The organism is Vibrio sp. EJY3 (assembly GCF_000241385.1).
Lineage (GTDB): Bacteria > Pseudomonadota > Gammaproteobacteria > Enterobacterales > Vibrionaceae > Vibrio > Vibrio natriegens.
On the sequence record NC_016613.1, the window covers coordinates 1,127,558 to 1,153,140 of the forward strand.

Annotated in this window: 28 protein-coding genes and 1 tRNA gene; 16 read left to right on the forward strand and 13 right to left on the reverse strand. The window is 44.0% G+C overall.

The window, feature by feature from the left end; all coding sequences use genetic code 11:
- Window positions 1-15: 15 nt before the first annotated feature.
- The 4 genes from VEJY3_RS05135 to VEJY3_RS05150 are packed head-to-tail and all read left to right on the forward strand — an operon-like array spanning window position 16 to window position 3,225.
- Window positions 16-1,059: a potassium channel protein gene (locus tag VEJY3_RS05135; protein ID WP_014231367.1), complete on the forward strand. Its 1,044-nt coding sequence runs from the start codon at window positions 16-18 to the stop codon at window positions 1,057-1,059.
- Entirely contained in the window at window positions 1,059-1,475 is a 417-nt protein-coding gene (locus VEJY3_RS05140; protein ID WP_014231368.1) for a DUF350 domain-containing protein, read from the forward strand. Before VEJY3_RS05135 ends, VEJY3_RS05140 begins: the two co-directional genes overlap by 1 nt.
- A gap of 8 nt (window positions 1,476-1,483) precedes the next feature.
- Window positions 1,484-2,053, forward strand: coding sequence for a DUF1190 domain-containing protein (locus VEJY3_RS05145; RefSeq protein ID WP_014231369.1), 570 nt, complete (start codon window positions 1,484-1,486; stop codon window positions 2,051-2,053).
- 8 nt (window positions 2,054-2,061) lie between these two features.
- Complete coding sequence (locus VEJY3_RS05150) at window positions 2,062-3,225, forward strand: glutathionylspermidine synthase family protein (protein WP_014231370.1); 1,164 nt, start codon at window positions 2,062-2,064, stop codon at window positions 3,223-3,225.
- Window positions 3,226-3,310: 85 nt separating this feature from the next.
- Here the strand turns inward: VEJY3_RS05150 and VEJY3_RS05155 are convergent, their stop codons facing one another.
- The 6 genes from VEJY3_RS05155 to VEJY3_RS05180 all read right to left on the reverse strand — a co-directional run bounded on the left by VEJY3_RS05155 (window position 3,311) and on the right by VEJY3_RS05180 (window position 8,429).
- A complete protein-coding gene (locus VEJY3_RS05155; protein ID WP_014231371.1) occupies window positions 3,311-3,772 on the reverse strand; it encodes a copper chaperone PCu(A)C in 462 nt (153 codons plus the stop codon).
- Window positions 3,773-3,807: 35 nt separating this feature from the next.
- Window positions 3,808-4,965 carry a hypothetical protein gene (locus tag VEJY3_RS05160; RefSeq protein ID WP_014231372.1) on the reverse strand — a complete coding sequence of 386 codons (1,158 nt, stop codon included), beginning with the start codon at window positions 4,963-4,965 and terminating at the stop codon, window positions 3,808-3,810.
- Window positions 4,962-6,125, reverse strand: a complete 1,164-nt coding sequence (locus tag VEJY3_RS05165) for a methanobactin export MATE transporter MbnM (RefSeq protein ID WP_014231373.1) — start codon at window positions 6,123-6,125, stop codon at window positions 4,962-4,964. Before VEJY3_RS05165 ends, VEJY3_RS05160 begins: the two co-directional genes overlap by 4 nt.
- 5 nt (window positions 6,126-6,130) lie before the next feature.
- The gene (locus VEJY3_RS05170) at window positions 6,131-7,027 is read right to left on the reverse strand and encodes an MbnP family copper-binding protein (RefSeq protein WP_014231374.1); all 897 of its coding nucleotides are present in this window, start codon (window positions 7,025-7,027) and stop codon (window positions 6,131-6,133) included.
- Window positions 7,028-7,162: 135 nt separating this feature from the next.
- Window positions 7,163-7,576 (reverse strand): hypothetical protein, encoded by a 414-nt coding sequence (locus VEJY3_RS05175; RefSeq protein WP_014231375.1) that lies wholly within the window; start codon window positions 7,574-7,576, stop codon window positions 7,163-7,165.
- Between the two features lie 241 nt (window positions 7,577-7,817).
- The gene (locus tag VEJY3_RS05180; protein WP_014231376.1) at window positions 7,818-8,429 is read right to left on the reverse strand and encodes a YecA family protein; all 612 of its coding nucleotides are present in this window, start codon (window positions 8,427-8,429) and stop codon (window positions 7,818-7,820) included.
- 52 nt (window positions 8,430-8,481) lie between these two features.
- Between VEJY3_RS05180 and VEJY3_RS05185 the strand changes: the two genes are divergently transcribed.
- From VEJY3_RS05185 to VEJY3_RS05200, 4 genes are all read left to right on the forward strand, one after another.
- Window positions 8,482-10,908, forward strand: a complete 2,427-nt coding sequence (locus VEJY3_RS05185; protein ID WP_014231377.1) for a hybrid sensor histidine kinase/response regulator — start codon at window positions 8,482-8,484, stop codon at window positions 10,906-10,908.
- 414 nt (window positions 10,909-11,322) lie between these two features.
- Window positions 11,323-11,772, forward strand: coding sequence for an L-alanine exporter AlaE (locus VEJY3_RS05190; protein WP_014231378.1), 450 nt, complete (start codon window positions 11,323-11,325; stop codon window positions 11,770-11,772).
- 144 nt (window positions 11,773-11,916) lie between these two features.
- Window positions 11,917-12,004: transfer RNA gene (locus tag VEJY3_RS05195), tRNA-Ser, on the forward strand.
- 313 nt (window positions 12,005-12,317) lie between these two features.
- Window positions 12,318-13,541: an integrase arm-type DNA-binding domain-containing protein gene (locus VEJY3_RS05200; RefSeq protein ID WP_014231379.1), complete on the forward strand. Its 1,224-nt coding sequence runs from the start codon at window positions 12,318-12,320 to the stop codon at window positions 13,539-13,541.
- A gap of 44 nt (window positions 13,542-13,585) precedes the next feature.
- Here the strand turns inward: VEJY3_RS05200 and VEJY3_RS05205 are convergent, their stop codons facing one another.
- Together VEJY3_RS05205 and VEJY3_RS05210 are read right to left on the reverse strand one after the other, a co-directional pair.
- Window positions 13,586-13,969: an AlpA family transcriptional regulator gene (locus VEJY3_RS05205; protein ID WP_014231380.1), complete on the reverse strand. Its 384-nt coding sequence runs from the start codon at window positions 13,967-13,969 to the stop codon at window positions 13,586-13,588.
- 108 nt (window positions 13,970-14,077) lie between these two features.
- Window positions 14,078-15,343, reverse strand: a complete 1,266-nt coding sequence (locus VEJY3_RS05210; RefSeq protein ID WP_014231381.1) for a site-specific integrase — start codon at window positions 15,341-15,343, stop codon at window positions 14,078-14,080.
- A gap of 348 nt (window positions 15,344-15,691) precedes the next feature.
- Here VEJY3_RS05210 and VEJY3_RS05215 point away from each other — a divergent pair, with 348 nt between their 5' ends.
- Window positions 15,692-16,006 carry a hypothetical protein gene (locus VEJY3_RS05215; protein WP_014231382.1) on the forward strand — a complete coding sequence of 105 codons (315 nt, stop codon included), beginning with the start codon at window positions 15,692-15,694 and terminating at the stop codon, window positions 16,004-16,006.
- Window positions 16,007-16,094: 88 nt separating this feature from the next.
- Here the strand turns inward: VEJY3_RS05215 and VEJY3_RS05220 are convergent, their stop codons facing one another.
- The gene (locus VEJY3_RS05220) at window positions 16,095-16,751 is read right to left on the reverse strand and encodes a HEPN domain-containing protein (RefSeq protein ID WP_041170310.1); all 657 of its coding nucleotides are present in this window, start codon (window positions 16,749-16,751) and stop codon (window positions 16,095-16,097) included.
- 1,629 nt (window positions 16,752-18,380) lie between these two features.
- Between VEJY3_RS05220 and VEJY3_RS05225 the strand changes: the two genes are divergently transcribed.
- The 7 genes from VEJY3_RS05225 (at window position 18,381) to VEJY3_RS05255 (ending at window position 22,832) form a co-directional block, all read left to right on the forward strand.
- Window positions 18,381-18,719 (forward strand): hypothetical protein, encoded by a 339-nt coding sequence (locus tag VEJY3_RS05225; RefSeq protein ID WP_014231384.1) that lies wholly within the window; start codon window positions 18,381-18,383, stop codon window positions 18,717-18,719.
- A gap of 228 nt (window positions 18,720-18,947) precedes the next feature.
- Window positions 18,948-19,685 (forward strand): hypothetical protein, encoded by a 738-nt coding sequence (locus tag VEJY3_RS05230; RefSeq protein WP_014231385.1) that lies wholly within the window; start codon window positions 18,948-18,950, stop codon window positions 19,683-19,685.
- A gap of 81 nt (window positions 19,686-19,766) precedes the next feature.
- Window positions 19,767-20,372 carry a hypothetical protein gene (locus tag VEJY3_RS05235; RefSeq protein ID WP_014231386.1) on the forward strand — a complete coding sequence of 202 codons (606 nt, stop codon included), beginning with the start codon at window positions 19,767-19,769 and terminating at the stop codon, window positions 20,370-20,372.
- A gap of 31 nt (window positions 20,373-20,403) precedes the next feature.
- Window positions 20,404-20,661, forward strand: a complete 258-nt coding sequence (locus VEJY3_RS05240) for a hypothetical protein (protein ID WP_014231387.1) — start codon at window positions 20,404-20,406, stop codon at window positions 20,659-20,661.
- A gap of 55 nt (window positions 20,662-20,716) precedes the next feature.
- Window positions 20,717-20,950, forward strand: a complete 234-nt coding sequence (locus tag VEJY3_RS05245) for a hypothetical protein (protein ID WP_014231388.1) — start codon at window positions 20,717-20,719, stop codon at window positions 20,948-20,950.
- 96 nt (window positions 20,951-21,046) lie between these two features.
- Window positions 21,047-21,490 (forward strand): hypothetical protein, encoded by a 444-nt coding sequence (locus VEJY3_RS05250; RefSeq protein WP_014231389.1) that lies wholly within the window; start codon window positions 21,047-21,049, stop codon window positions 21,488-21,490.
- Window positions 21,491-21,818: 328 nt separating this feature from the next.
- The gene (locus VEJY3_RS05255; protein ID WP_014231390.1) at window positions 21,819-22,832 is read left to right on the forward strand and encodes an integrase domain-containing protein; all 1,014 of its coding nucleotides are present in this window, start codon (window positions 21,819-21,821) and stop codon (window positions 22,830-22,832) included.
- Window positions 22,833-23,039: 207 nt separating this feature from the next.
- Here VEJY3_RS05255 and VEJY3_RS25775 read toward each other — a convergent pair whose 3' ends face one another.
- From VEJY3_RS25775 to VEJY3_RS05275, 4 genes are all read right to left on the reverse strand, one after another.
- Window positions 23,040-23,180 carry a hypothetical protein gene (locus VEJY3_RS25775; RefSeq protein WP_014231391.1) on the reverse strand — a complete coding sequence of 47 codons (141 nt, stop codon included), beginning with the start codon at window positions 23,178-23,180 and terminating at the stop codon, window positions 23,040-23,042.
- Window position 23,181: 1 nt separating this feature from the next.
- On the reverse strand, window positions 23,182-23,325 hold the full coding sequence (locus VEJY3_RS25780; RefSeq protein ID WP_014231392.1) for a hypothetical protein: 144 nt from the start codon (window positions 23,323-23,325) through the stop codon (window positions 23,182-23,184).
- 355 nt (window positions 23,326-23,680) lie between these two features.
- The gene (locus VEJY3_RS05265) at window positions 23,681-24,355 is read right to left on the reverse strand and encodes a hypothetical protein (protein ID WP_014231394.1); all 675 of its coding nucleotides are present in this window, start codon (window positions 24,353-24,355) and stop codon (window positions 23,681-23,683) included.
- 323 nt (window positions 24,356-24,678) lie between these two features.
- On the reverse strand, window positions 24,679-25,191 hold the full coding sequence (locus tag VEJY3_RS05275; RefSeq protein ID WP_229611124.1) for a hypothetical protein: 513 nt from the start codon (window positions 25,189-25,191) through the stop codon (window positions 24,679-24,681).
- Window positions 25,192-25,583: the final 392 nt, after the last annotated feature.

The window sequence follows — 25,583 nt, forward strand, 5'->3', positions numbered from 1 at the left end:
AGGAACTGAATACTTATGGCAGTGTGGCTGGTCGTTAAAAAGTGGTTAAGTTCGCACCTTTTTAAACTAAGTACCCGCAACCTTGTCGTCATTAGCCTTTTATATATCAGCCTCTCTTGGGGGCTATTGGTTCTGGCAGGCGAGACGGAACTTACGGAAAACTTTTCGAGCTTTATCTATTACTTGATGGTGACGGCGAGCACCGTTGGTTACGGCGATCATTCTCCAGTAACCGATTTAGGTAAGTGGGTTGTGGTCTTGTTTGTAATTCCGGGAGGATTGAGCCTGTTTGCGGCACTTTTGGGGCGTGTGGCAGGTGCGGCGGTAGATTATTGGCGAGCGGGAATTATCGGTAAACGGAGAGTAAGAGTGGAAAACCATATCGTATTATTGGGCTGGAACGGATCAAGAACCATGCACCTGATTCGTATGTTGCAGCATGAAGAGTCAGGAAAACGTCCGGTAGTACTGTGCAGTCGCTCAGATATTGAAAACCCTCTACCGGGTGAAATTAACTTTATCAAAGTAACCAGTTATACCGACTCACAGGAGATGTCAAACGCGAACATTACAGAGGCGAGCTGTATCATCGTCGATAACTTATCGGATGATATCACTTTGTCTGCTGCACTGTATTGTGCCTCTGTGAACCCTGACGCACATTTGCTTGCCTATTTTAAAGATGAAGCGCTGGGTCGTTTACTGAGCCAGCATTGCCCGAAAGCGGAGTGTATTCCAGCTGTTGGGGCTGAAATGTTAGCCAAAGCAGCGGTGGATCCTGGTTCGAGTGCGTTGCATCAGGAACTGCTAGCCTCAACTCGAGGTATGACACAATACTCCGTGATCTATCCTGAAAACCAACCAACGACCAAGATTGAAAACCTGTTTGGGTTTATTAAAAAGCATCACCATGCAACGCTTATTGCCATCGATTTAGGTGAGGGCATCGAGCTAAATCCGGACCTAGATACTGACGTACCACCAAAAAGCAAACTGTTTTATATTGCAGATGAACGTATTGAAGATTTTGCATGGAACAAAATGATAAAGGACAAATAATGCACATCATCGCAGACTTGTTAGCGGGATTTCCCAATTTCTTACTCTATTTTTCAGTGTCGATTGTTTTCGTTTTGGCGTTCAAATTCGTTTATATAAAACTGACCCCTTATGATGAATGGCAACTTATCAAAGAAGAGCAAAATACCGCGGCAGCGGTGGCGTTAAGTGGTGCTTTTCTTGGTTACTGTCTGGCAATTGCAGGCGCGGCGAAAAACTCAGTCAGCATCATTGATTTTATGGTTTGGGGCGTTGTCGCGTTATTAGCTCAGCTGATTGCGTTTGGAATTGTTCGCTTTATTCTGATGCCAAAAGTATCAGAGCGGATTGAAAACAACGAGGTACCCGCGGGTATTGTGCTTGCTGCAGTATCCGTTTCTGTCGGTGTACTTAATGCCGCCTGTATGACGTATTAGGAGGAACGATGAAACGCAGCTCTAACGTTAAACGTTCATCCATGGATAAGAGCTTTAAAGTCAGTCGCCTTATCCCTTTTGCAGCCTTTGGCGGGATATTTTATCTTGCGACACAGGAGTCAACGACTGAAGGCGCTATTTACCTTGACGCCAGTGAGTGTAAAGCATCGGAACCCGGATTCAGTGAACAGTGTGGCATCGCCTATCAGGAAGCGAAGGAAAGAGCGGAGCAAAATGCACCACGCTACACCACAGAGCATGAGTGTGAGAACGACTTCTATCAAGATGACTGTTATTACAGTTCTCGCTACAACTCCTATGTTCCCTTTGCCAGTGGGTTCTTCTTTAGTCGCGCTCTTAGCAATCTGAGCGGATACAACAAGAGTTACTATTCAGAGCCGATGTACCGTTACAAGTCCAAATATTACAATGGTGCCGGGCAGTTTTATGGCTCGTACCGAAACCAGCCGACTAGCGTTGCGAGCAGCCGATTGAACAAGCGTGGCGGCGGTACGATTGGTCAGGCTATGTCCCGAGGCGGCTTTGGCAAAGCGGTATCAGGTAGTCGCGGCGGTTAACAGACACTATGTTTCGAAGAGAAATACAAGAAAGAGAAAACTGGCGTGAACTGGCACGCCAGTTTGGTTTTGGCTTCCATTCCATGTACGACCAACCTTACTGGGATGAGACCGCGTATTATCAGTTTACTCTGGCGCAGATCGAACAGGATCTTGAAGATCCCACAGAAGAGCTGCACCAGATGTGCCTCGAAATTGTTGACCAAGTGGTACGCAGTGAAGAGTTACTGACGAAATGTGCGATTCCTGAAGTTATGTGGTCCCAGGTCGCTTCCTCATGGAAACGCAATGAACCCTCCCTCTATTCACGAATGGATTTCTCCTACAACGGATCTGGGCCAGCGAAGCTTCTGGAAAACAATGCGGATACGCCGACGTCATTATTTGAGACTGGATTCTGGCAATGGGTGTGGCTTGAAGATGTGGTGAATAAAGGGCGAATTCACCAAAGTGCAGATCAATTCAATATACTGCAAGATTTCCTTATCGAGCGCTTTGCTGAGATTGCCAAGCTACAGCCGGGACAAACGCTGCATTTCAGTTGCTGCAAATATACCGAAGAAGACAAAGGTACCGTTCAATATCTTGAAGATTGTGCTCGGGAGGCTGGGTTATCAACGGCTTTTGTCTACGTTGAAGACATTGGCGTGACGGAAGAGGGGATATTTGTTGATGCGGACAACCGAGCTATTCGCTGGATGTTCAAACTCTACCCTTGGGAGTTTATGTTTGAGGATGCGTACAGCACTTATCTCTCAACTGCGAACGTTAACTGGTTAGAGCCGATGTGGAAGTCCATTCTTTCGAATAAAGCTTTGCTGCCATTACTTTGGCAACGCTTTCCTAATCACCCCAATTTACTGCCTGCCTATTTTGCTGAGGATCCCAAAGCGGCAAGCTTAAAAGACTATGTGATAAAGCCGCTATTTTCACGTGAAGGCGCGAATATCGAGATAGTGAAAAATGGTCAGCGCGTGGTTAAAACGCCAGGACCTTATGAATCGAGCAAAAACATTGTTCAGCAATATCATCCGTTACCGAAGTTTGGACAAAGTCATACGCTTATCGGCAGCTGGCTGATTAACGACCGAGCCGCGGGTATTTCGATTCGTGAGGACAGCAATTTAGTTACTCAGGATATGGCGCGTTATATTCCTCACGTGATTCTATAGTGCCAGGCTCCTCCGTCGGATGAGAAGAGGCGAATTCACGAAGAGGGATATAAGGAGCCTTCCCAACCGAAAGGCTCCTTCAATGTTAATGTGAATGAAGGTAGGTATTCACTTCTACAGCGAGTTCTATTTCTACTTTTCCTGCGTTTCTAAATTCAAGCGTCATAGGAAAACGCTCGCCCTGTTTGAATGATTGCTCGGGATTGAAGATCATCAAGTGATAGCCGCCTGGCTCAAACATCACACTTTTCATTGTGCCTACCCGGACATTTTCGATTTTCTTCATTTTCATCACACCATCACTCATTTCATGCTGATGAATCTCCACTCGCTCAGCAACTGGTGTTGTCGCGCTGATCAAAAAATCATCTCTGGTGGACAGGTTCTTTAGCTGAAAGAAACCCGCGATTACGGTTGCATTGGGTGGCGCTTCCCGGCTCCAAGGATGGTCGATTTTAATGCTGTTTGTCGTGTATTCATGGGCACTGGCTGCGGAAGTGAGCAGTGCTGCGATACATAACGTGAAGCGGCTGAGGTATTTTTTCATAACTGTCTCTTTTATTTAACCCAAACTGAGCTGATTTATTGAGTTGACCATGTCAGGCCGCCTTGATACACAAGCCAAAATGCGGCTTGTTCGGTCTGTAAAATGGATTCGTAGCTTCCTTGCAATCGCAACAGTTGATAAGGGGCAAAACGCCAGTTAGCGATAGCACTGAATCGCTGTGGAGTATGGCCTGTTGCATTTAATACTGTTTCGATCTCTTCGCTTGTATTGGTGACATCGTTATCGGTCAGAAGCCAGTCATAGCGAGCGCCGAGCTCCAGATTGTTGTACTGCCAACTTACCTGTGTGGTAATACCATGCTGAAATGCATCGAGTTCTGTTGTGATTTGTTGCGAGTCGATTAGCTTAGAATCAATAGATTGGCCCATCCACTCAAGCTCCCAATTAAAGTCATTCCATTCCAGGCTGCCACCAATAGTGACCAACGTGGTATCACCATCAAAAATCAGCGAGTCAGAAGCCTGAAGAGAGTGTGAGTGACCGTCGGAATCTTGCTGACTTCGCTGTGTTGCTTCAAAGTAGGCGGCACTAGCGACGATTTTCAGTTGGTAATCATTTCGAAGACGGAACCACTGATAATGAAGGCCATAAGCCGAAGGTGAAGCGGAACTGTCATCAAATTGCGCTGGGAAGTTATTTCCCCGCCCAACCCAGAAGGTGAGATCGTAACTGTTCCGAGCATAAGATATTTGCACGCTGTCATCGGTATATTGGCTACCTAAAAAGGCCTGCTGAGTCAATGACGTATCTATAAATCGCCAGTCATGCTCATGAGTACTGTTATACAGACCAATTTGACTGAGTTGACGACCGACGCGTAACGTCCAATCCTGATGCAGATAAGGCTGAAGCCAGAGCTCTTCTAACTCGACAGACTCACCGTGATGACTGCCTATGATCAGTTTGGTCGCCAGAATGTTGTCTAAGCTGGCTAAAAAACCGAGTTCACCATGCATAAACTGTAAGCCTTCTTCATAGTGGAAAGCACTATTGTCGGTTATCACGCCGGGAATCGCGTAGGCAGACTCTCTGTCCGTTTGATAGTAACCAAACTGAGCAAAAATATTGGTCTGGAGATTTACTTTGTCCAGTAGGTTCGGTTCTGCCTCGAGTTCCGCTCGTAGAGGATTTACGATAAACAATAAAGCGAGCAAAGCTAGTAAACGAATCATTGCGCTTCCTCCCCAACAAATGGGTTGGCATAGCGGGGGTTGGAGATGAACACCTCATCGCTTAACGCATTTAAAAACGCCAGCATGTCTTCTTTTTCCTCTTGGCTTAACGTGAAACCTTTAACAAATTCACTTTTATTCGGGTTATTGCGCCCGTCTCCCTGATTCTCACCCGAGGTGATATTTCTTCCGCCATTGGCGTAGAAATCCAATACCTCACCGAGAGTTTCGATGCTTCCATCGTGCATATACGGCGCGGTGTAAGCGACATTTCTCAGCGTTGGTGGTCGGAACTTTCCTTTGTCTTTAGGAGCTTGCGTTACGGTGAACAAGCCGTTGTCCTCAGTGGGATAACTCCCCTCCGAATCAAGGTTGTATAACCCAGTATTAAAAAACGGCCGAGAGACAAACACAGAATCATCGTGCAGAGTTGAATCACTAAAATTAAACCCGCTATGACAATGGAAACATTCCGTTTTCTCGCTGTTAAAAAGATCTTGCCCACGCATCGCAGCACTGCTCATCGTGCCGCGATCAAAATCAGAGTCTTTCGAAATCAATGCGCGAGTAAACACACCGAGTGCTTTGATGATGTTAGGGAAGGTCACCGTATCCTGCTGGTCGGGAAACGCGGCATTAAACAAGTTTTGATACCTGACATCAGTAGCAAAGCGCTCCAGAATCTTGGTTCGATTTGAATCGTTAATGCCCAGTTCGACAGGAAACTCTCCAAAGAGAGGAATCACCAACTGCTGTTCAATCTCTTTCAAGATTGGGTTCGCCCAGGTGTAAGATGCGTTGTAGGCCACATTGGTTAATGTTTGGGAGTTCCTATGCAGCACTTCACCCGTTGAACCAGTTGGTAGTTTTACCCCATCAGAAAACGCCAGTGCCTGCTGGTGGCAGGATTCGCATGACATTGTCTGGTTGCCAGAAAGCTTAGTGTCATAAAAAAGATGTCTGCCAAGTTGGAATTTTTCCTCAGTTGCCACGTTATCTGACGGTTCTTTAGGCTTAGGAAGAGAGCCGGTTTGAAAGTCAAAACCAAACTCATTCACCGGGTTTGATGGTGTGGCGTTATAACTCGATTCGCTGTCACAGCCTACGATCGTGAATATCGTGAGCGATGCCAGCAAACCGAACTTGTGGTTTGCTGACATAAGGCTTACTCCACCGATACCCAGGATTGAGAACTACTGCAATCACCCGCGGTACATTCACCAGTGACTAAATCCAGTCCGAGGTTGTCGAATACCCTCTGGCATTCTGGATCAACACTGGATGACATACAGCCGAGCGGAGTGTCAGCGGTGTTAAATGTGATATCACTGTTTGCAACAAGGCGTTGGTAATCAAACACGATAACGTTAGTTGATGGGTTGAAATCATCGAACTGGTAGCTAGGCCGATTTGGGCGCGATGAATCGCAATCAACGGTTTCGGTGTCGGCGTCAATCACTTCACAACCCGTTGTCCCCAGATGGATATTCCAGCCAGCGACATCCATGCGCAGGTGTTTATGCCCGTTCTGCCAGCTCCAGTTCATCCCCATCACATCGAGCGGAGAAATTGCATCGTCACCATCGATACCAACGTGATTTAACTCCGCAGGCACGCCGAGCGTAAAGCGAATACCTGTGTAGTTGCCTTTTGGTACTTGCCCTGTGATTTGATTGTTTAGCGCTTCGTTACCGTTCGCGCAGCTATCCGTGCCTGTCTCAAAATCCAATAGTGCGACATTCTGGTATTGCCACTTACCATCTTGGATTAGTTCAAGTGGGGTAGCTGCGCCGTCGTCATCAAGCAGCTCTATTTCAGAGATATACATACGCACATCGGTAAATTCAGGCTGAGTGTTTTTGACTCCAGCGATCGCAGTGTCCATCACCTGGCATTGGATATCTTGCTCGCCAACCCGCGTCGCAAATTCGAGGGTAACATTTTGAATGGCAGGTTCGGCTGTTGCAGGCGAACTTGAATCAGAACCACCGTTGCAAGCGGTGAGTAAACCAAAGCTAAGTGTAGTAATGAGTGCTTTTGGGGTTTGTGCTTTGTTGAACATGGACTTTCCTTTCTAATTGTTTTCCTTGGACGTCGAAGAGTATTCAGACGTACAAAAGCCTCCCGCAGCTTTATAAACAAAGGCGGGTAGAGTGGTTTGTTTTAGATAAATTAGGCGTGCGGCGTGAGAGCCGGACTAGGCAAGGAAAGCCGTTGGTGGTGATTGCTTGGGCGCTAATGAGAGATAGATTTTGCGCTGGCAATGGATGTGCGAGTAGTTTGCAAAAGGTGCCGTTACTCGGCATAGCCACAGAGCGATAGCAGCAATAACAATCGCAAGTACTGATATTGAGAACTGACATACGTCTAACAGCGGGCAACTGAATTTAAGTGGATCATGAAAATCAGAGTTTGAAGGTGAACTGATAGTGTTATCTTCAATCAGCTCTTTGATGTCGACCCATTTAAAGCCTTCCGCAGTACAAAGAAGTATCTTTTCTCCCTGTGCTTCAGAGAGCCAGTTTTTGTTATGAACTTGTGATGGGTTAAGTGCCATTGTCGCCAGCAAATATATCTGAAACAGCAAAGCAGTAATGACGTATACCGCCATTACTTTTTGTATTACCTGCCGATTTGTCGCTATTTGCATCACAACATTCAATTAACCAAAATTGGGCGCAGATACTAACAAAGAAAGTAAGGAATTGTAATATTGTTTTTACAAAATAGTGACATGTGTAATTGGGATGAATTACTTACTGAAACAAATGTTGATGCGGTGAATGGTTTTCACGGGGAGGATAAGCGGAATACAAAAAGCCGCTGATGGGCAGCGGCTTAATGAGAAAGGATTATTGCTCTTCAGCGAGCGCGACGCCGCGTTGAGTCAGACCACAAAGCATGACTGGCATTGCGTTGAAGATCTCTTCGAATTGCTCAAGCCCGACCATGCCTTGTTCTGCTAATGTTTCGATCGTGGTTTCTGGATCGTAAAGCATGGTCAGAGAAAGCAGTACGCCACCAAGTAGTGCGTTATCCTCGCTTTCTTCAGGCATCAGTGTTTCCCAGTCGTCACGAGCCAACTGCCAGCCTTGTAATACACCCTCACAGAAGTCTCGAGTGGTGGTGGTTACGATGTCTTTTTCATCCAGCGCGCAGCCTTCCGGCCAGCCCCATGAACCTTCTAGCAACGCAGGGCGAGTTTGGTTCCACATTTGTACAATTTCATCAATGTACAGTTCTAACTGTTCACCATCACTAAAAGGTGCTGTCTCTTCTCCACCCCACAAGAATGGTAGCCACTCTTGAGGCATCAATACATTTGGTGCTGAAGCCATCGCAGTGACAAAGCCTTGAGTTTTCGCTAGATTTAGTAGTTTTCCATCAAGTTCTGGAAGAGAAAGAATGTCTTGTAGTTTCAAAATAGAATACCATTTGTTCATGGGCTGGTTGGTTGCGGCCATCTTACCAATCAATTAACGATAAATCGATATTAGGGAAGATTTGTTAACACCTATGGAAATTCGCTCATCACTCCGCCGAAAAAGTATTTTTGCACTGACGCTTTACCTTTGCTTCTTTATCGCAACGGTTGGCTCGGTCGTGTACTTTGTGCTTGAGCCGCCTGTGCGTGAAAAACTAGAACAAAACCTCGATTTACGAACGCAACTGCTAGCTTCTCAGATTAAAGAACCGTTGCTTGCGTCAACCAGTGTCCTTAATAGCCTCGTAGGCCTGGCTCAAAGCCCCAATCAAACTGGCTCTTTCAGTACGACTATCCCTCAAATCTTACGCTTAAGCGGTGACATGCTTGTCAGCGGTGGTTTGTGGCCAAAGCCTGAACAACTTGCTGACCAACGGAAGTATACCAGCCTGTTTTTCAACAAGAATCTGGATGGCAGTATCGATCAAATTCACTCGTACAATAACCCTCAATCGGCGGGATACGATAAAGAGCCCTGGTATGTCGTTGCTGCCAATGCGTCAGCAGGCTCTATTCGCTGGTCTTCGGTTTACATCGATACTTTTACCCAAGTTCAAATGATCACTGCTTCGGCACCTTACTATAGAGACGGTGAGTTTGCAGGTGTAGCGACCGTGGATGTTTCTTTAGCCGCTTTGTTTCAGTTTATTCGTGAACATACCAATCAATATTCGCTGGGCGTTAACATTAGAGATGCCAACTCAAACGTGATTATCGAACATAATTTCCAACTGCGGAATGAGATGTATGTTAGTGAGCTTCACTTTGGTGAGTTCAACTGGCGAATGGAAGTGGTGAATGCGAAAGAGCGTGTAGCCGATCAGGTTTTTGCTCAGGTGATGAGTGTTGAGAGCGGCATCATTCCGTTTCTACTGTTATGTGTTTTGGTCGGTTACTACTTACTTAACCGTTATATCGTTGAGCCCATTGTCAAAATAGCGGCAAAAATTGATGACTCTAAAACTGGGGGAATCATCGATATCGAATATCACAGTGAAGATGAGATAGGGCACCTCATCAATAAATTTAATGAAAAGACCATTTATCTGGAACATGAAAAGATAAAAGCACAGGCATCAACCAACGCAAAGACTGCCTTTCTGGCGACGTTGTCTCATGAAATTCGTACACCGATGAATGGGGTTTTGGGTACCGCGCAAATACTCCTAAAGACTAAGCTAACCGACGAGCAAAGAAAGCAGTTAAGTACACTGTATGAATCAGGCGATCATATGATGACATTGCTTAACGAGATTCTGGATTACTCGAAAATCGAGCATGGCCACGTTGAATTTTCTAATTCACCATTTCCGATTGAATCGATTATTGGCAGCATGAAAAGTGTTTATCACACCTTATGTGAAGAGAAGGGGTTGCGCTTCCGTGTCGTTTCACAGGTACCATCCGGACGCTGGTATAACAACGACAAAGCACGATTGCGCCAGATCCTATTCAACTTGCTAAATAATGCCGTCAAGTTTACCGAACAGGGTGAAGTTGAAGTTAGATTAAGCGAACATGTTACTCCGAGTGCAACCAAACTGAGCATCGCGATTAAAGATACCGGTATTGGGATACCAAAAGAGGCTCAGAGCCGGATCTTTCGTCCATTTGAGCAAGCAGAATCTTCAACAACCAGACGTTTTGGCGGCACAGGGTTAGGGTTGGCGATTGTCAAAGAAATTGCCGAAAACATGGGCGGCAGTGTTTTGCTCGAAAGTAGGGAAAATGTTGGTACAACATTCACCGTAGAGATTGAGTTGACACCGTGCGAGCCGAGCCAAACGGGGACGGCACTTAAACATAAACTAGACTGCAATGGTTTACAGGCATTAATCGCAGAAGATAACACAACCAATGCCATGATCATGGAAACGTTTTTACGAGCCAAGGGTTTTGAATGTACACGAGTGGAGAATGGTCAGTTAGCCGTAGAGCAAGTGAGAAAACAGCAGTTTGACCTAATAATGATGGATAACCACATGCCTGTACTAGATGGTATTGGTGCAATATCTGCTATCAGGGCAATGGATTCAGAAACAAAGTCAGTTCTCATCTTTGGTTGCACCGCAGATGTATTTAAAGAGACTCAAGAACTGATGACGGAAGCTGGGGTGGACCATATCATTGCTAAACCCGTTGTCGTGTCGGAACTCGACGACGCCCTTTATCGCCATGCAGACTTGCTCTATCAGTACCAAGACCCAAAAAGCAATAAGGCTAAGCATCCGCATCACATAAACACGGACTCATTACTACTTAGCTTTTACATTTCGCTTGATAATGACAACCTTCACCAAGCTCTGGAGGTCTTTTCTGACATCATCAAGCACATTACACCACACTCCAATCAGGAACTTGCACAAATTACTGCACGCATTGAAAGTAAATTACAGCGTCAGCAAGCACCAGAGCAAGCGGATGTTGATGCGCTAACAGTCATGCTTGCTACGCCTTAACATACCTGGCTTTTCAACTCGCTAGCCATTGTTGTATAAAGACTATTGTTCTAGAAATTGGGAAGCTCTGAATTATGACCTGCAGGTAGCATAAGCGAGTTATTTTTCGCATATTGTGCCAGATTTTGTTCTGTAAAATTACCTTTTCTCCTCCTCTAAATTCCTCATATAACGAAAATTTTTGGTTTTTTACGCCATTTTTGATCGAAAAAGTGCAGTTTTTGCCCGGATCGGTGAATTAAACTACTTTAGTTTCAAAATTTGGTTATAAATTTACATCTTCATTTTAAATATGAAACCATAAACTACAAATGTTGTGTTCTAATAGCGACATAATCTGGATGGTTGCTATTTATATAGTTAATCATGTTTATTTTTTTGCTTATTGCAGTTTTTGATTTTAGAGGTTGCTAAATGAAGTCTCGTGGACCATTTTGTATTCGTAATGCCGCAGCGGATACTTTTGCTATGGTGGTTTTTTGCTTTGTCACAGGGATGATTATCGAGATTTTGATTTCAGGGATGACGTTTGAGCAGTCTCTGGCATCACGTACGTTGTCGATTCCAGTTAACATTGCTATCGCTTGGCCTTATGGTGTTTTCCGCGATTGGGTACTACGTCAAGGTAGTAAAGTTTCACCGTCTTCATTTATGAAAAACGTGTCTGACCTTATCGCATATGTGCTTTTTCAATCTCCGGTTTACGCAGGTATTCTATTAGCCGTTGGTGCATCGACCGATCAAATCATTACCGCAGTTACGAGTAATGCGGTTGTATCTTGTGGAATGGGCGTTTTGTACGGCTACTTCTTAGACATGTGTCGCCGTTGGTTCCGAGTCCCTGGCTACAACCAAGGTGTTTAATTGACCCTGTTTTGTTCAATTTAGTTACTTAGTGAACAAACAACAGAAAAACAGGGCTTTTTTTCATTTTTAGCCTTGACCATAAGGCACATAATCATTAAATTAGCGCCTCGTTAGCCAACGATGCTAACCACAATTTGATTCGGTGAGTTGTCCGAGTGGCTGAAGGAGCACGCCTGGAAAGTGTGTATACGGCAACGTATCGAGAGTTCGAATCTCTCACTCACCGCCACATTCAAGTTTAAAGACGTCCTAGGGCGTCTTTTTTCGTTTATAAATCAAGAAATTACCTATCACTAACGTCCACACGTCTCACTAAAATCCACGCATTTGATGTATAGAGAAATGTATAGTTTACTATTCCCGCCGGCATCACTATACATGTTTTAACGAGAAAACCTATACAAGCCGTATAGTCCTGTAGGGCTGTACGGAATGCTATAACTTGTTGTAATTAAATTGTTTTCCTCAAAAATATGTATAGCCAAAATTGAGCTCAATGAAGTCAGATAAAACTATACATTTTCGACAAAATTGAGGGTGCTATGAAGACAAAATTGACGACAAAGTTTGTGGAGAATGCCAAGGTCACAAACGGCAAGCCATTTCAGAGATTCACTGATGGGAACGGGCTATCTTTAGTCGTTAGAGCCTCAGGTACTAAAGCTTGGGAGTTTAGGTTTAGGAAACCAGATGGACGTGACTCAAACCTTGGTTTAGGCCGATATCCAGAAATCACTCTGTCTGAAGCGAGAAAAAAAGTAGCAGAATTCAGAAAACTGAGAGCTCAGGGCTTGGATCCGAGTGTTGTACAAAGAAATCGTAAAGTCGAACTTAAGCGCAGCGCAAGCAATACGGTTAAGCAAATTGGAGAGATGTGGCTAGAGAAAGCGGCTACGCGCGTTGTGCACAAAACCGCTGAGGGCTATCGGCAAAAGCTCAATAAACATATCTATCCTAAATTAGGCTCTATCCCGGTTTCCGAAATCAAGGCTGCGATGCTGATTGATGCGATGCGACCGTTGGAAAAGAAAGGGAAGTTGGAGACAGTGACTCGTACTATCGCGCTGTTTCGTCGGCTCATGAACTATGCCGTTAATAATGAATACATTGACCATAATCCGATAGGTAGCATGGCTGATGTATTTGAGAAGCCCAAGCGGGGTAATTTTGCTTGTATTGATATCAGTGAATTGCCCGACTTATTGACCATGGTTGTACAGTCGACGATGCGACCCGCCAATAAGTTGCTTTTCGAGTTCCAATTGCACACGCTTACTCGTTCTAAAGAAGCAACCGGTACTCGTTGGGAAGAAATCTCTTTTGAGGAGCAAATATGGTACTTGCCAGCAGAGCGTGCGAAAAATAGGTTAATGCATAAAATTCCTCTTACACCCGAGGTTATCGCTATTCTGAAAGCTGCTAAGCATCTCTGTCGTGGCAGCGAGTACGTGTTTCCTTCAAGAAACTCTCTTAGAAAGCCCGTACATAGTGAGACGGTAAATGCGGCCTTTAAAAGGATGGGGCTGGGAGGGAAGATGACATCCCACGGTACGCGTTCGTTAGGCAGTACAACACTCTATGAACGCACCGACTTTGAGTCGGTAGTTATAGAAGCGCTGCTTTCTCATACCGACAGAGATGGTATTCGGGATGCCTATAACCGCAATAAGTTTTTCCAGAAAAGAAAGCGGGCGTTAGAGTGGTGGAGCAAGCATGTTGTCGGTTTGACGCATGGATTAACAAGTTACTCAACGATCGAGTTATAAGTACAATGAAATAAAGGGCACAGGTATAGTGCCCTTCGTTTTTATCAAACTATCTCGTCTAAGCCACTTTGCAAAAGAACCTCGTTAACTTCACTCAATAGCCAACCGGAAGCCCTTTTGCCCATTTTTATAGGTTGGGGCAAGTGGCCTTTCTCTACTTGAGCGTAAATATGTGATTTGGAGACGTTTAAGATAACGGTTAGCTCTGAGAGTCTGATCACGCGTTCTTTCTCAATTTCACCTTGATACTGGTTACAACCCTTTCTCTTGTTTATCACATCACACAACCAAGTAAATACATCGTCTTTTCTGTAAAGCACTAGGTTACTTAGATACTGACTGTCAATTTTTTCTGGGAAATTGGGCAACTGAGGTATCGTGGCTTCAGAAACAGACAATATTTCGCAAATTTGATGCTTTTTGAACATATAAATAAATTCCGATTTCATTAATAAGAGAGTGATGAAATAAATGAGAGCTAAACACAAAAGCTCATGCTAGCTCTTTGTAAAAGATTTGAGGTTCAGGAAGTTAAGCTACTTTTCTGATGCTGGTAAAAGTTTTAGGCGTATAAGTTCATTTTCAACAGCGTCAGTGCAACTACAATCCTTAGTGATTTCTTCGTACATGTTTCCCCAACGCTCGAGGACAGTGCGACGCTTGCTTATAAACTTACTGCGATTGTAGATTTCTCGAACGCGGTCTTTATCTGTGTGAGACAGTATCATTTCAATGATCAATGATTCAGTGATGTCGAGCTCTTCGTGCATTTCGCTACTAAAGATAGAACGAATTCCATGTGTGGTCATTTTTCCTTTAAGTCCATGTTTTCTAAGCAAGTTTCCTAGTGTGTCTTTACTGATTGGTTGATTTAGAGTCAAACGAGGAGAAGGAAAAATATAAGGACTTCCACTCGAGACCACTTTAGCTAGCATCAAAACGCGGTGGGTTTGTTGCGAGATAGGGATAATGTTCTCAAGCCCATTTTTTGAAAGCGAAGCTGGGATTGTGATAGTCATATCGTCAAAGTTGACGTTGTCCCAGATGTTTTGTGTCGCTTCTTGAACACGCTGCGACGTTAAAAACAAGTAATCCCAGAGCAATTTGACTTGTAATGAACATCCTGACTCAGTAATAAGTGCGTTGACAGCAGGCAGGTCGTCTATTTCTATACAAGCATGTGGCTTAGATTTACGTTTAGTAAGAAATTGACTGATTTTACTCACGTCAATTGTGTCCAACTCATATTTTATACTCCCAAGTTCGTAAGCGCGTTTTAGCAAAGAGGTAACTTTCTTGTGCTGACTTTTATAACCCTGCTTGTCCATATTTCGCGCAAAGTCATAGATATGCTCTACTGTTAACGCATCTGCGTGAATAGAACCCAATGGAGAGTCAATAAGGTATTTTTTGGCGCGATTAAACTCCCTTTGGTACGTACTTTCATCCCAGGTGTTTCGTTTCTCTTCCAAGAACGCTAACATTAATTCAGCTACTGTTAACTTGCTATTTCGACGTAATTTGTTCAAAACATGCTTCGGTTCTTTTCCCTGGATCCTTGCTGAAAGCAATGTCTCACGCAGTTCTCGAGCTTCTTTCAAACTGACGTATTCGACAGACCCAAGTGTTAAAAGAACTTCTTTTTTATTCAAAGCTTTAAGTCTCATTCGCCATACTTTCTTTCCTGATTGATAAACAACGAGTTGGAGACCTGCACCATCATTACGTGTTTGCTGAGCCTTATTTTCCGGGCACTTTGCCTTTTCAATTTCCAAAGCAGTAAGTAAATTTTTCTTAGCCATTTTATGTCTTTTTTGGTTCAGTTTCGGACTGCGGACAGGTATATCGTCAAAACGAGAAGGCGACAAAAAAAGAATTTGGTCCGTGGAGATTGCTCGCAGAAATAGCGTTTGGGAGCTTGACGAAAATACAGATCGTTAGAGCTTGTGAGGTAGCCTGAACAGAGCTAGTGCTTATTGTTAGACATAAACAGATATACAACCCAGTGCAATGGGTCCGGTATGATGATCGTCTTTTTTTGTGTTGCAACAGATTTTAAAAACTATCCGTATCTACTTATTACAAGAGTCCATCGACGCAAATGGCGCGATGTGATGAAACATGAATTTTAAATCTTGAAGGAGAAGATCATGGGAAAAGACTCAAATGACCAACCAGGCTTGGTCAATGTTATACAAGCAAAGCCCGTTATGAATGAGGAGTTTTTACTTTTCTATTCAACTTATCCAGAACACAGACGGTTGGATATATTAGATGCGGAAAGTGCTTGGAATAACGCTGAATTGTCTGATGAAGAAGTCATTGTTTTACTAAATTGGTTGAAAGAAAGACAGGAAGAAGACCCATCATGGCATCCCCGCGCTACAGGCATGTACGTGCCCAAGCTGGATAGTTTTCTCAAAAAGCGCTGGTGGCTAAGTCCAAAGGCTCGCATGAGACCATAGATAGTAATTGTTCTCGATTATTGTTTTAGTTATGAATGGACGCCATTTGCCTAGGAGAGCGGTGGCAGTCCATTAGTTTGTCGTTGAGCTATTTCTGGTTGATAAGCGGATAAACAGCTTCGCCCCAAACTTTGTCTGCGGAGTCCATCATGATTTCAATAATACTGGGTACCAGTTTTTCTAGAATACCGGAGCAGTCTCTGAGCTGCTGTCTATTTGCCGAGCTCAAATAAGTCGCGCCGCCGTGGATAAGCTGGTTACGCAGGGTGTAAAGGCGAGAAAACAATATAGATAGAACCTTTGCAGTATCGTTTTGGCTTAGCGCTTTGTTAGCTGCAGCTTTAGCTTTACTACGCTCGTTTTTCCAGCTTTCTTCTGTAATTCTACCAGCATGAAAGTCCCAATATGCCTGCAGAATAAACTCATTGTCTAAGATCACACGAATAGTGTTGGAGTACTCATCCCACACTAAATTGTGTAATTGTTCACGCTGATCACAAGTGATTAGCTTTTCCAAAAACTTCCCATAGAGCCCTTGCTCGCCAAATTGTTGTCTTTGTTCAAACTCTTGTGCATAGGCTGAGTTGAAGGCGATCCACAGGAAGATGAATTGAGAGTCATCATCGTCGCAAAGTTCAGATTTATTCAGCCAACTTAGTGCGCGATGAATTCGAAGGCTAAGATTTTGAGGGTAACTATCCCGTTCAGCCCTTTGGCGTTGCTTTAACTCTTTGAAACTATGCATACACTTACTCGGATAGCGATAACAGCTTTTAATTATATAAGCATATTGTTGAATATTGTTTGCGACAAAGCACAAATTCATCTGAATCATCAATTTATGAACTGATACTTTCACCTTTGATTTTGTAATCCACTGACACATTTATCCAGAAGCGCGTTAGCGAGGGAATATTGCTAGCTTGTGATCACTAAGCGACTCTACCAACCGACTTTTTGGTTCGCCTCTCACATATTTACCTCTTTAAACTTGTTCAAAATCTCCCTATGTTGAATGGACAACGCTATTGAGTGTCGCCTTTCGTGATTACCAAAGAATGTTAATTGCAGGACTAAAAAGCCTTCAGGCAGGTAATGAAAAACGTTAAAAACCGGAGATAGAAATATAGACGGCTAAAGTGTCTATACGAAATACGTTCAATCTAAGTACGTTTATCCGTCATTCGCAACCGCCCACAAGCGCAGACAGTTCAAATAAAAACCACAACAGGATTTCGATGAAAATAGTTAGGCGTAACAATTTATGCCTCAAGACGAGGCGTTTTTCCGTCCTAATGGTCAATAAGGAGTATGAAATAGAGTTTGCTCCTTTCTCATTGGTACAGGTACTCAATGTAAACACGAGCAACTCACATCAGTATCGGTGGGTTTAATTTCTAGAGTTAGACCCACCGATTTTTATATAAGGCTTCTACGCCGATTACGTCTGTATTAGCGTCTATTCTTAGGCTACCGTCCCCTCTGAGCCTATATTCAACCCTCTCGTTGTCGCTCATTTTTCTTGGTTCAACATATTCCAATTCTGCTCATCGTTGTCTTACCCCAGATGCAAACGCAATGGCGTTTATGTTCTGTCGCATAACTGCATATAAAGGATAACTCACATGAAAATACAATTATCGCTTACCTCAATGCTCGATGTTCCTACTTCTTGGTTGGGCTCTATTAGAGGGGCTTTCCGAGAACCCTAGTTCGAGAAAGAGGAAACAGCGATTAACCGATGCACAAAGGTGCATCACCGCTTCGTCTAATTTAAGTTAAGAAATTAGACGAAGCCGCAAACTTTAACCCAATCCAGGACTGGTAAGGGGTGCGGAACAAAATCTAAAGAAGTGAATGGAAGTTCAGGCGTTATTCGGTGATTGAGAACGATGGCAGGCGACATTAGTCCGGCGCTGTTATCCCAATGCCCACTCAATACATAACGTCACTACGCACAAAAAAACACATAGCCCCCTGGTGGAGGATGCAATAAGCCCAAATGCAGCTGTCGACTGCGCCACCAGTCAGAACGAGGATGCAACACGCCCAACTGATCCACAAAAGGTGGAAAGCGTTCTATAAGTGAAGGTGAGGATGCAATAAGCCCATGTTGACCTCTGGAAGAGGGAACACCTTGACTCCCACGACGTCATCATTTATCGAAACAGCCTGTGTGCTGCGCAATTGCTATGTACCAATCTATTAATCAATGACTTTGTGACTTTATTTCAATTGGTTACAAGTTTAATTAAAAATAAACATTAACACTTTGTCTCAATTCCGCGCTTTGCACTACTTCGTTGACGGACGTGATCGTCATGTAGTGTGAATATAGGAATTATGATGGTAACAAAAAGAAAAGAGTCAGACAGTGCCCAAAAGAGCAGGCGAGTTTTTAGTCAAATTCTTTGGGGTGACCATGAACCGCGACACTAAAAAGCAAATTTTGACTGTAATGGCGCCTTATCACAAACGAGGGATCCCGTTTAGGCGCAAACAAATTAAGCGCTTGATTGCGATACTCGATGACATCTTTATACATGAGCCGTATCTCGGCGAACGACTACAGAAAGTCGGCAAGCGTCAAATCATTGGATATTGGCAGCGTACTCGCTGTGAAACCGCGCAAGTGAGGGCAGAGAAGTACGCCATTTTAAAATTGTTTTTCGAAACGGCGCAGTTAACCGGGCGTGTTCCCAGACCCAAATGATGGGTTTGGGATGTTGAGTGGATAAGGACTCTCTTCAACTTGGACAACACAGCGATAGTTGTCGCAATGACACTATTATCGGCTGGTTTTTCCTGGTGTGTCATTTTTATCATTAAACAGTGTTCTTAATGTTTTATAAATAACTGAAAGATATAGTTTTGTATTAACTTGTGGGAGAAGGCAAGTCTGATTTAATGGTTAGTGAGTAATTCATATAAGGATATTGCTATGACCATGTTTATATCACGTACCATCAACTTCTTTAATTTAATGAAACGTCTGGGGCTGGTATTGCTCTTGTTTGTTTCAGGCGCTTGCCTGTTAACCCTAAGTACATACCTGGTTTCTGCTTCTGGCCAGTGGGGATGGCTGGCGTTTGGGATTTTGGTTGGTACTCTGCCGTTCCTCGGCTTTTATCTCGCCGGTTTTTTGCTTGCGCCCAAACGTTTTTATCAGACCAAAATGTGGAAAAATCAATCCTCATCGCTGCGTTGGGGCGTTGTCATTGTGTGCGCCGTGAGTAGTTATCTTTCAATGGGAGAGTTAAACAGCGTGGCTGATATTTCAGCTGTAGAACAACCCATGCCTCTGCTCGAACAGTTACTGTTCACAGTCGGTGCTGTGATTTTGCTGACGGGTGTCTATATGCCGTTAAGAGCGATAACACTGTTCCGTTGTCTTGGAATGGGCAGGACAAACGCTATCGGTGAAGTCTTTGACGAACACAATAAAGACACGTATTCCTCGTTGGCGATACCGCCGCTGCCGATGAGTATCATGATGTTAGTGATGATGTGTTATTCACTGACTGCTTTGAGTACTTCGAATGCGCCAGAAGGGGCTAACTACCTGCTTTTCTTCCTGCCAGAAATTACCGCTGCTTTAGACATTGCGTACGTCTATCGAAACCGTACAAAGGGTGGCCCTCATCTTCACCTTAAAGACCCTGCGGCCCCACAGGCATGAATGCCTGAATAGTTTCTGAACTCGAGTGCGTGGGCCGTTCTCCCTCGCACTCGTTAGCGTCTTAAAAAACAGGAGGGCATCATGCTTTTGGTACTCCGTATAGGGTTGACTCTCTATTGTTTTCTTACCGTGGGCAGCGTGTCGGAATGGTTGGCCATCTCACTCAGTGGCGTGCTGACGGTGCTGATTTCGCTTTTCATCATTGTGCCCAGTTTTAAGCTGTCATTTTGGCGAACTCTCCGGCAACTGACTTGCAGTCGGCTTGTGCTGACTGGCATCAGTGTATTTGTCATCGCAACGTTTGTTTATGGGCAACTGACACTCTTAGTCGAACTCAACCAATCTCTGTTAAAGGGGCTTCATCGTCCAGATTTTCCGGGTTATTGGGCCGCTGCCCGGGCCTACGATACCTTTTTCGTTTGGGTTGGATTGTTCCTGGTCTTAACCATTTTGCTGGAAGAGTGGCGGGTGCTGTTTTCCCGCCCGCCAACGTTTAACTGGTACTACTTACAGGGTGTGTCGGTGACGTTGGCGTTTGCCGTTGTGGCGTGCGGTGAATACCTCGGGGCAGCCACACAAGCCTGGCTGAGTGCGGTGGTCTCTTACGTCGTCATTGTTTTATTCCATATTGGCGGTTTTAGGTTTGAACAGAAGCAACCGAAACGAAACAAACGCTGGCTGGTTTAAGCCGTTCGGTTTTTAACAAGAGAGACAGAATATGACTACGGACAGAAAAGAGGTAGAAGTGCAACCAATCAAACCCGGCATCGAAATAATGGCGATTACGATACTCACGATACTTACGGTAATTTTCCTGTTAGCGAACCACATATCTGAACCAACCTTTCAGGCTCGCTGCCGGGGTTATGAAGAGCGGATTGAAAAGTCGATGAAACAAACGATGGCCGGTGAGGATGAACTTCATTTAATCCAAACCAATTTCCAGCAATACAAAAAAGATTGCAGTGCGCATTAGCAGGGTGTTCGGGCGGACATGAACGAAGGTTAAACACGAAAGAAAGGGAGTTCACATGACAGAAGAAGAGAAAGCTGAAGTGAAGAAACTCATTAACGAGCAAAACAAGGCTATAGGTCAACGTATAGAATCACAGGAAAGAAAACTCGATGCGCTACTTAACCGAGCACCATGGTGGCACTGCTTTTTTAACGAGACGCTTGATGTGATTTTGGCCACGCTCTGTAAAGGCATCATTTTGGGAATACTGGTGTTCTACCTGCTGATCAACCCAATTCTTTCAGGTTAAAGACGTGGGCGATAAGAGAAGCCTCGTGTTTTCTGCCTGGAAAAGAGGCTACTCGACAAACGATGAGCGCGACCAACGTGTCGATAAGGATAGCAAATGGGACAAGGTGTAACTTTAAATCGCAGCGTCTATCTGGGCCTGATAGTGTTAATACTGTTTGGTTGTAAAGTGGAGGTCTTAAATAGCGATTATTTATGCTTCAATGCGGATAACCACTACATTGATGGCAGTACCGGAACGTCGGCGGTATTCCGGGTCGACAGCGGGCATGGCACCCAGATAGGCTACAGTGCAAACGGGGGACTGGTTCTGCACAGTGAATGTGCCGCCGCCCTGACCATCAGGGATGATGTTTCAACCACCTATGCCTGGTTTGAATATGGCCGTGAAGTTGAGTACGACAGTATTCAATCTCTGCGCTTTTTTACCGCGAATCAGCGCATCAACCTCCACGCACGCAGAAAGATCAGACCAGGGATCAATTCGACAAGTCTCAGCTTCGATTGGTTCCGCTTCCAAAGTCTATCGATGGAGCAATAATACCGACCAATTTGATTGTCTGTATACGTCGCACACTGATACGGCATTTGATATCGGGTGTCAAAATGAAGCGAGTTTAGATCAGCAATATCTCGGTCTTAGGGCGCCGCTTGAGGATTATTTCCAGTCTCTGTCCCAACCATTTCTGTATGAAACGGAGGAAGCTGAAATCCAACGTAATATCGACCGTTATTAATCAAAATTCATCTTAGACGATATCCTCAATCTGTTCGATGAAGCATGCGCTCATGTTGCTCCTAAATAGTGACTGAACGCAATTGTTCGTTGTGTTCTTTGCCTTACTTCCTTCCCGAAACAGGAGTAAGTCATGAGAAAAAGAAATTACGTTGGTCATCTGGCGAAGGCCCCAAGAGACTTTAATAAACCGAATTTTAATCTGGGGTCGAGAGACATGGTTAAAGCGCTGATTAATGCCAGTTTTGAAAATCAGGGCGGCATGGTCACTAACACTCACAGAGCCAGGTTGCCGGCTTTGAAGCACTTTATCTCATTCATCAAAACCCATACGCCTGTCAAACGGTTAAACGAGATAGAAAAGCAGCACGTGGTTAGCTTTGGCGAGTTCCTGAAAAACAATGCCGACGAAGAATTGTTATCTCCAGCAACCGCCCGCGATTATCTTTCTCATGTCAATCGAGCGCTGGCACAAGCGAGAGGGGATGAAGCGTGTGTAGTGAATGCGACACGGGATTTGGGTTTTACTCCAAAATCTGGCATTGCCACCTTAGATGGCTCAGTCAAAGAGGGACTTCATGAAAAAGTGCTACCACAGGTCACCCCTGAAGTCGGCTTTGTGATGCAATTGCAGCGTACTTTTGGTGTCAGGTTCAGGGAAGGTGCGCTTTTAGATGCGTCAAGGGTTTTAGAAGAGCTACACAGAGGACGGGCACCGATGTTGCTACGTGGCACGAAAGGTGGTCAGTCAAGGCCGTTACCTGTGGATTCGGAAGAAAAGTACCGGTTGCTGGTGAGAGTGGCGGCATTTCAGCAGTCCCTTGGGCAGGATTCACTTATCCCTTCCAACTTGTCATTTAAAGCTTTTCAGAGCGACGCGTGGCGACAAACCAAACAAGCAGATACCTCTTACCTGAGCCACGGTGAACGTAAACACTTTGCTTGTGAGACGTACTATCAGCTTATGGGCGTCCGGTGCCCGGTTCAGTCCAATGTGGCACATGGGAAAAAGCATCATCAGTACATTGCGAGTGAACTTAACATCAGCGAAGAAGAAGCGAAACAACGTGATTGTGACGTACGTCTAACGATCTCCAAACTACTTGGCCATCATCGAGTAAGTATCACTAATGCTTACTTGGGATAGGGAAGTAGCTGTCGTAAATCCGATATATACGACAGAATCGCTCGGTGATCACACGCTGCTCTGAAGTTTCATAACTCAGAATTGGAACAGGAGCGTGTTAGCAACTTTACTAAATTTACAAAAGATAAATTAGTTCAAATATGGAAAACTCCTCCATGCAAATAAGTAAATCCGGCCACAGTCAGACTGACTATGGCCGCTTTCTAGTTATTCATCATCGCCCAAGTAATCATCATTATTTGGGTTATGAGCATCCGCCCAATCATCCATATCGGCATCGTTATTTGGGTTATTGATATCTGACCAGATATCAAGCTCATCTTGAGACATTTCACTTGGATCTGGCATATTATTTCTTCCCTTGCTGATTAGGGTTTATCTGCTTACCGCGATTACCCTGATTCTGATCGTACTGACGGTTGGTTCCCTTAGTGCCTTTATTTGCGTTTGGGGTATTTGACGCATTGTCAGCAGGTGTTATTTTTTTAGCCATATTCTGATTTCCTTAATTAAAACTAGACTTATGAATTTGCTTGATAGTTCGCTCAAATCCTTGCCTAGTTGTTATCGCTTTAGGGTGCAGTCCATCAGAGTTATCCTGCCAAACAAATCGAAGCCCTCTTCCTAATCTGAACCTAATAAAGGTCGGGGAACTGCGAATCTTCTTCCCTCCTAGACTAAGATAAGAAACCCCCGATTTAAGTGACCTTTCAATTTCGAAAGCACGCTTAACCTGGCACAGTGGAATATGAGAATGGAATGTATCAATAAGTTGTTTTGTCGATGTCATTCTTGTTCTCCTTGATGAACTGAGAACAGAATGATTGAGTGCACTGCACTCGCAATAGCTAATTAATTAAATCGTCCAATAAATTATCGAACTCGTTCGCTTCGAGGTATTGCTGGCTTATCAGTGACTGATACTTGGATAGAACAGGATGTTCAGTTTGAAGTGAAGATGCTGCTTCATAAGCCTTTTCAAGATCGCCATTTAAGTAATATAGCATCATGGTTTCGCCATCACTCAATACAGCACTTTGAGCTAGCAGAGCTTGCATAACACTGGTGATATTACCTATCGATAATTGTGGGAGTTCATAGAATGGATTTGGTAGGCGATTTTCCGACAACGAAACACTCGATTTCATTATGTTAATAAACTGCTCCAGTGCTTCAGATTGGATACCTACACCAATAATGGATTGTCGACCAGCTAAAATAACGTTTAAAAATTCGGCAGCCTCCATACGCTTACCACTATCGGTAAAGATAGCCTTAACACGTTTGCTATCGGCAAAAAAACCTTGCAGCAACACTGCATTGTGAAACTTATTTAGGCTTTCGCGTGCTATGAGCAAATGGTTTTTCTCTGAACCAATCCCCATCTGTTCTTTGTTGACGATAAGAAAACCTTTACTTCGTACAAGCGGGTAAACAAGATCTTTAAATGATTTGTGCTCAGACAGTTCAACAGAAAACAACTTTCTTATCGCGTCAGGAGGTGACAATCCATCATATTTCACAAGACAACCTTAACAACTTTTTTTCAGATGGTGGGTTTTCTTCAAGAGCGTATTTCGCAATAAATTCCGCTCGCTTAAACCAATCAGATCGACACTGATACTCACTTTTTGCGTACTGCTCTATCACACCCAAACAGTAACCTGCCCTTAAACTTTCGGATAACGAAGTAGTTTGGGCAGCTAACAGATGCTTTTCATTTTTGGACGCGTATATGTTAATTAACTCAGTGCAACTATCTGTTAATGAAAGAGATTTGGCTGAGGTAATTGCTGGTACTAGCAAAAGACCAAGAGCAATGATAGAGGTGTTTTTACGTAGCATTCTAGATATCCGATGTTGTTTTTGGGGATTGCTCCTGCGAAGTAGCATTGATCTTGTCGCTACTGTCATCTCCATTTAGAGCTTGAGAATAAATAACCTTTGTCCTTTTCTTCTTGCTAGGCACTGCTATGTATAGGCTTAAAAGAATACAAGCAAACGCAAACATCTGGCTATAGTTCTCACCATAAAGCATTGCCCAGTCTAGATATTCAGTACCCTCTAGCAAATCAGAGAAAGCTACAACACTGGCGGCCAGCCAGAAGAATAGTACAAATCTGCCATACCAGATTAAAGGTATGGATAGAATATTCCACCAACGCTCACTAGTTTGACGTGTGTAGAAGATATATCGCCTTAAAAGAACTAGAGCTAAGACGGCGAACACAGTCTCGATAGTTGATATGTCAGACAGGCCCTCTTGGTGTTCGAAAATATTGCTAAACTCCAACCATAAGGATGCCAGAGCCATTCCCACTAGAGTTATGAACAAACATACGTTGAGTAGTGTTGCCACTACTCTCCCTACTGCCCAATCCAATTCAAATAACAGATGGAGAGAGCCTACCGATTTTTCAGGCTCATTGATTCTTATTTGCTGTTGCTGTTCTACGTTTGATCTATCCATGATACAGAGAGAAAGAAGTAAATTTAATATTCCACCAGTTTAACAAGCTCATCCGATAAATGTAACAGCTTTTCTTTTACTTCCAGAAGGTTCTGACCGTTTTCAGGTAAGAACACATTGTAGAGCCTTACTGAAATTGGCTATTTTTTTGGAGGAATTATCTGACTGCATTTCGACTATGGTTACATTACTTTAATTAAGCCAAATAATGCTTCGTTGAAATTCCTAACAATCGATTGCAACTCGTTTTGGGGCAAAGACGTGCTAGCGCTGATCGTGCA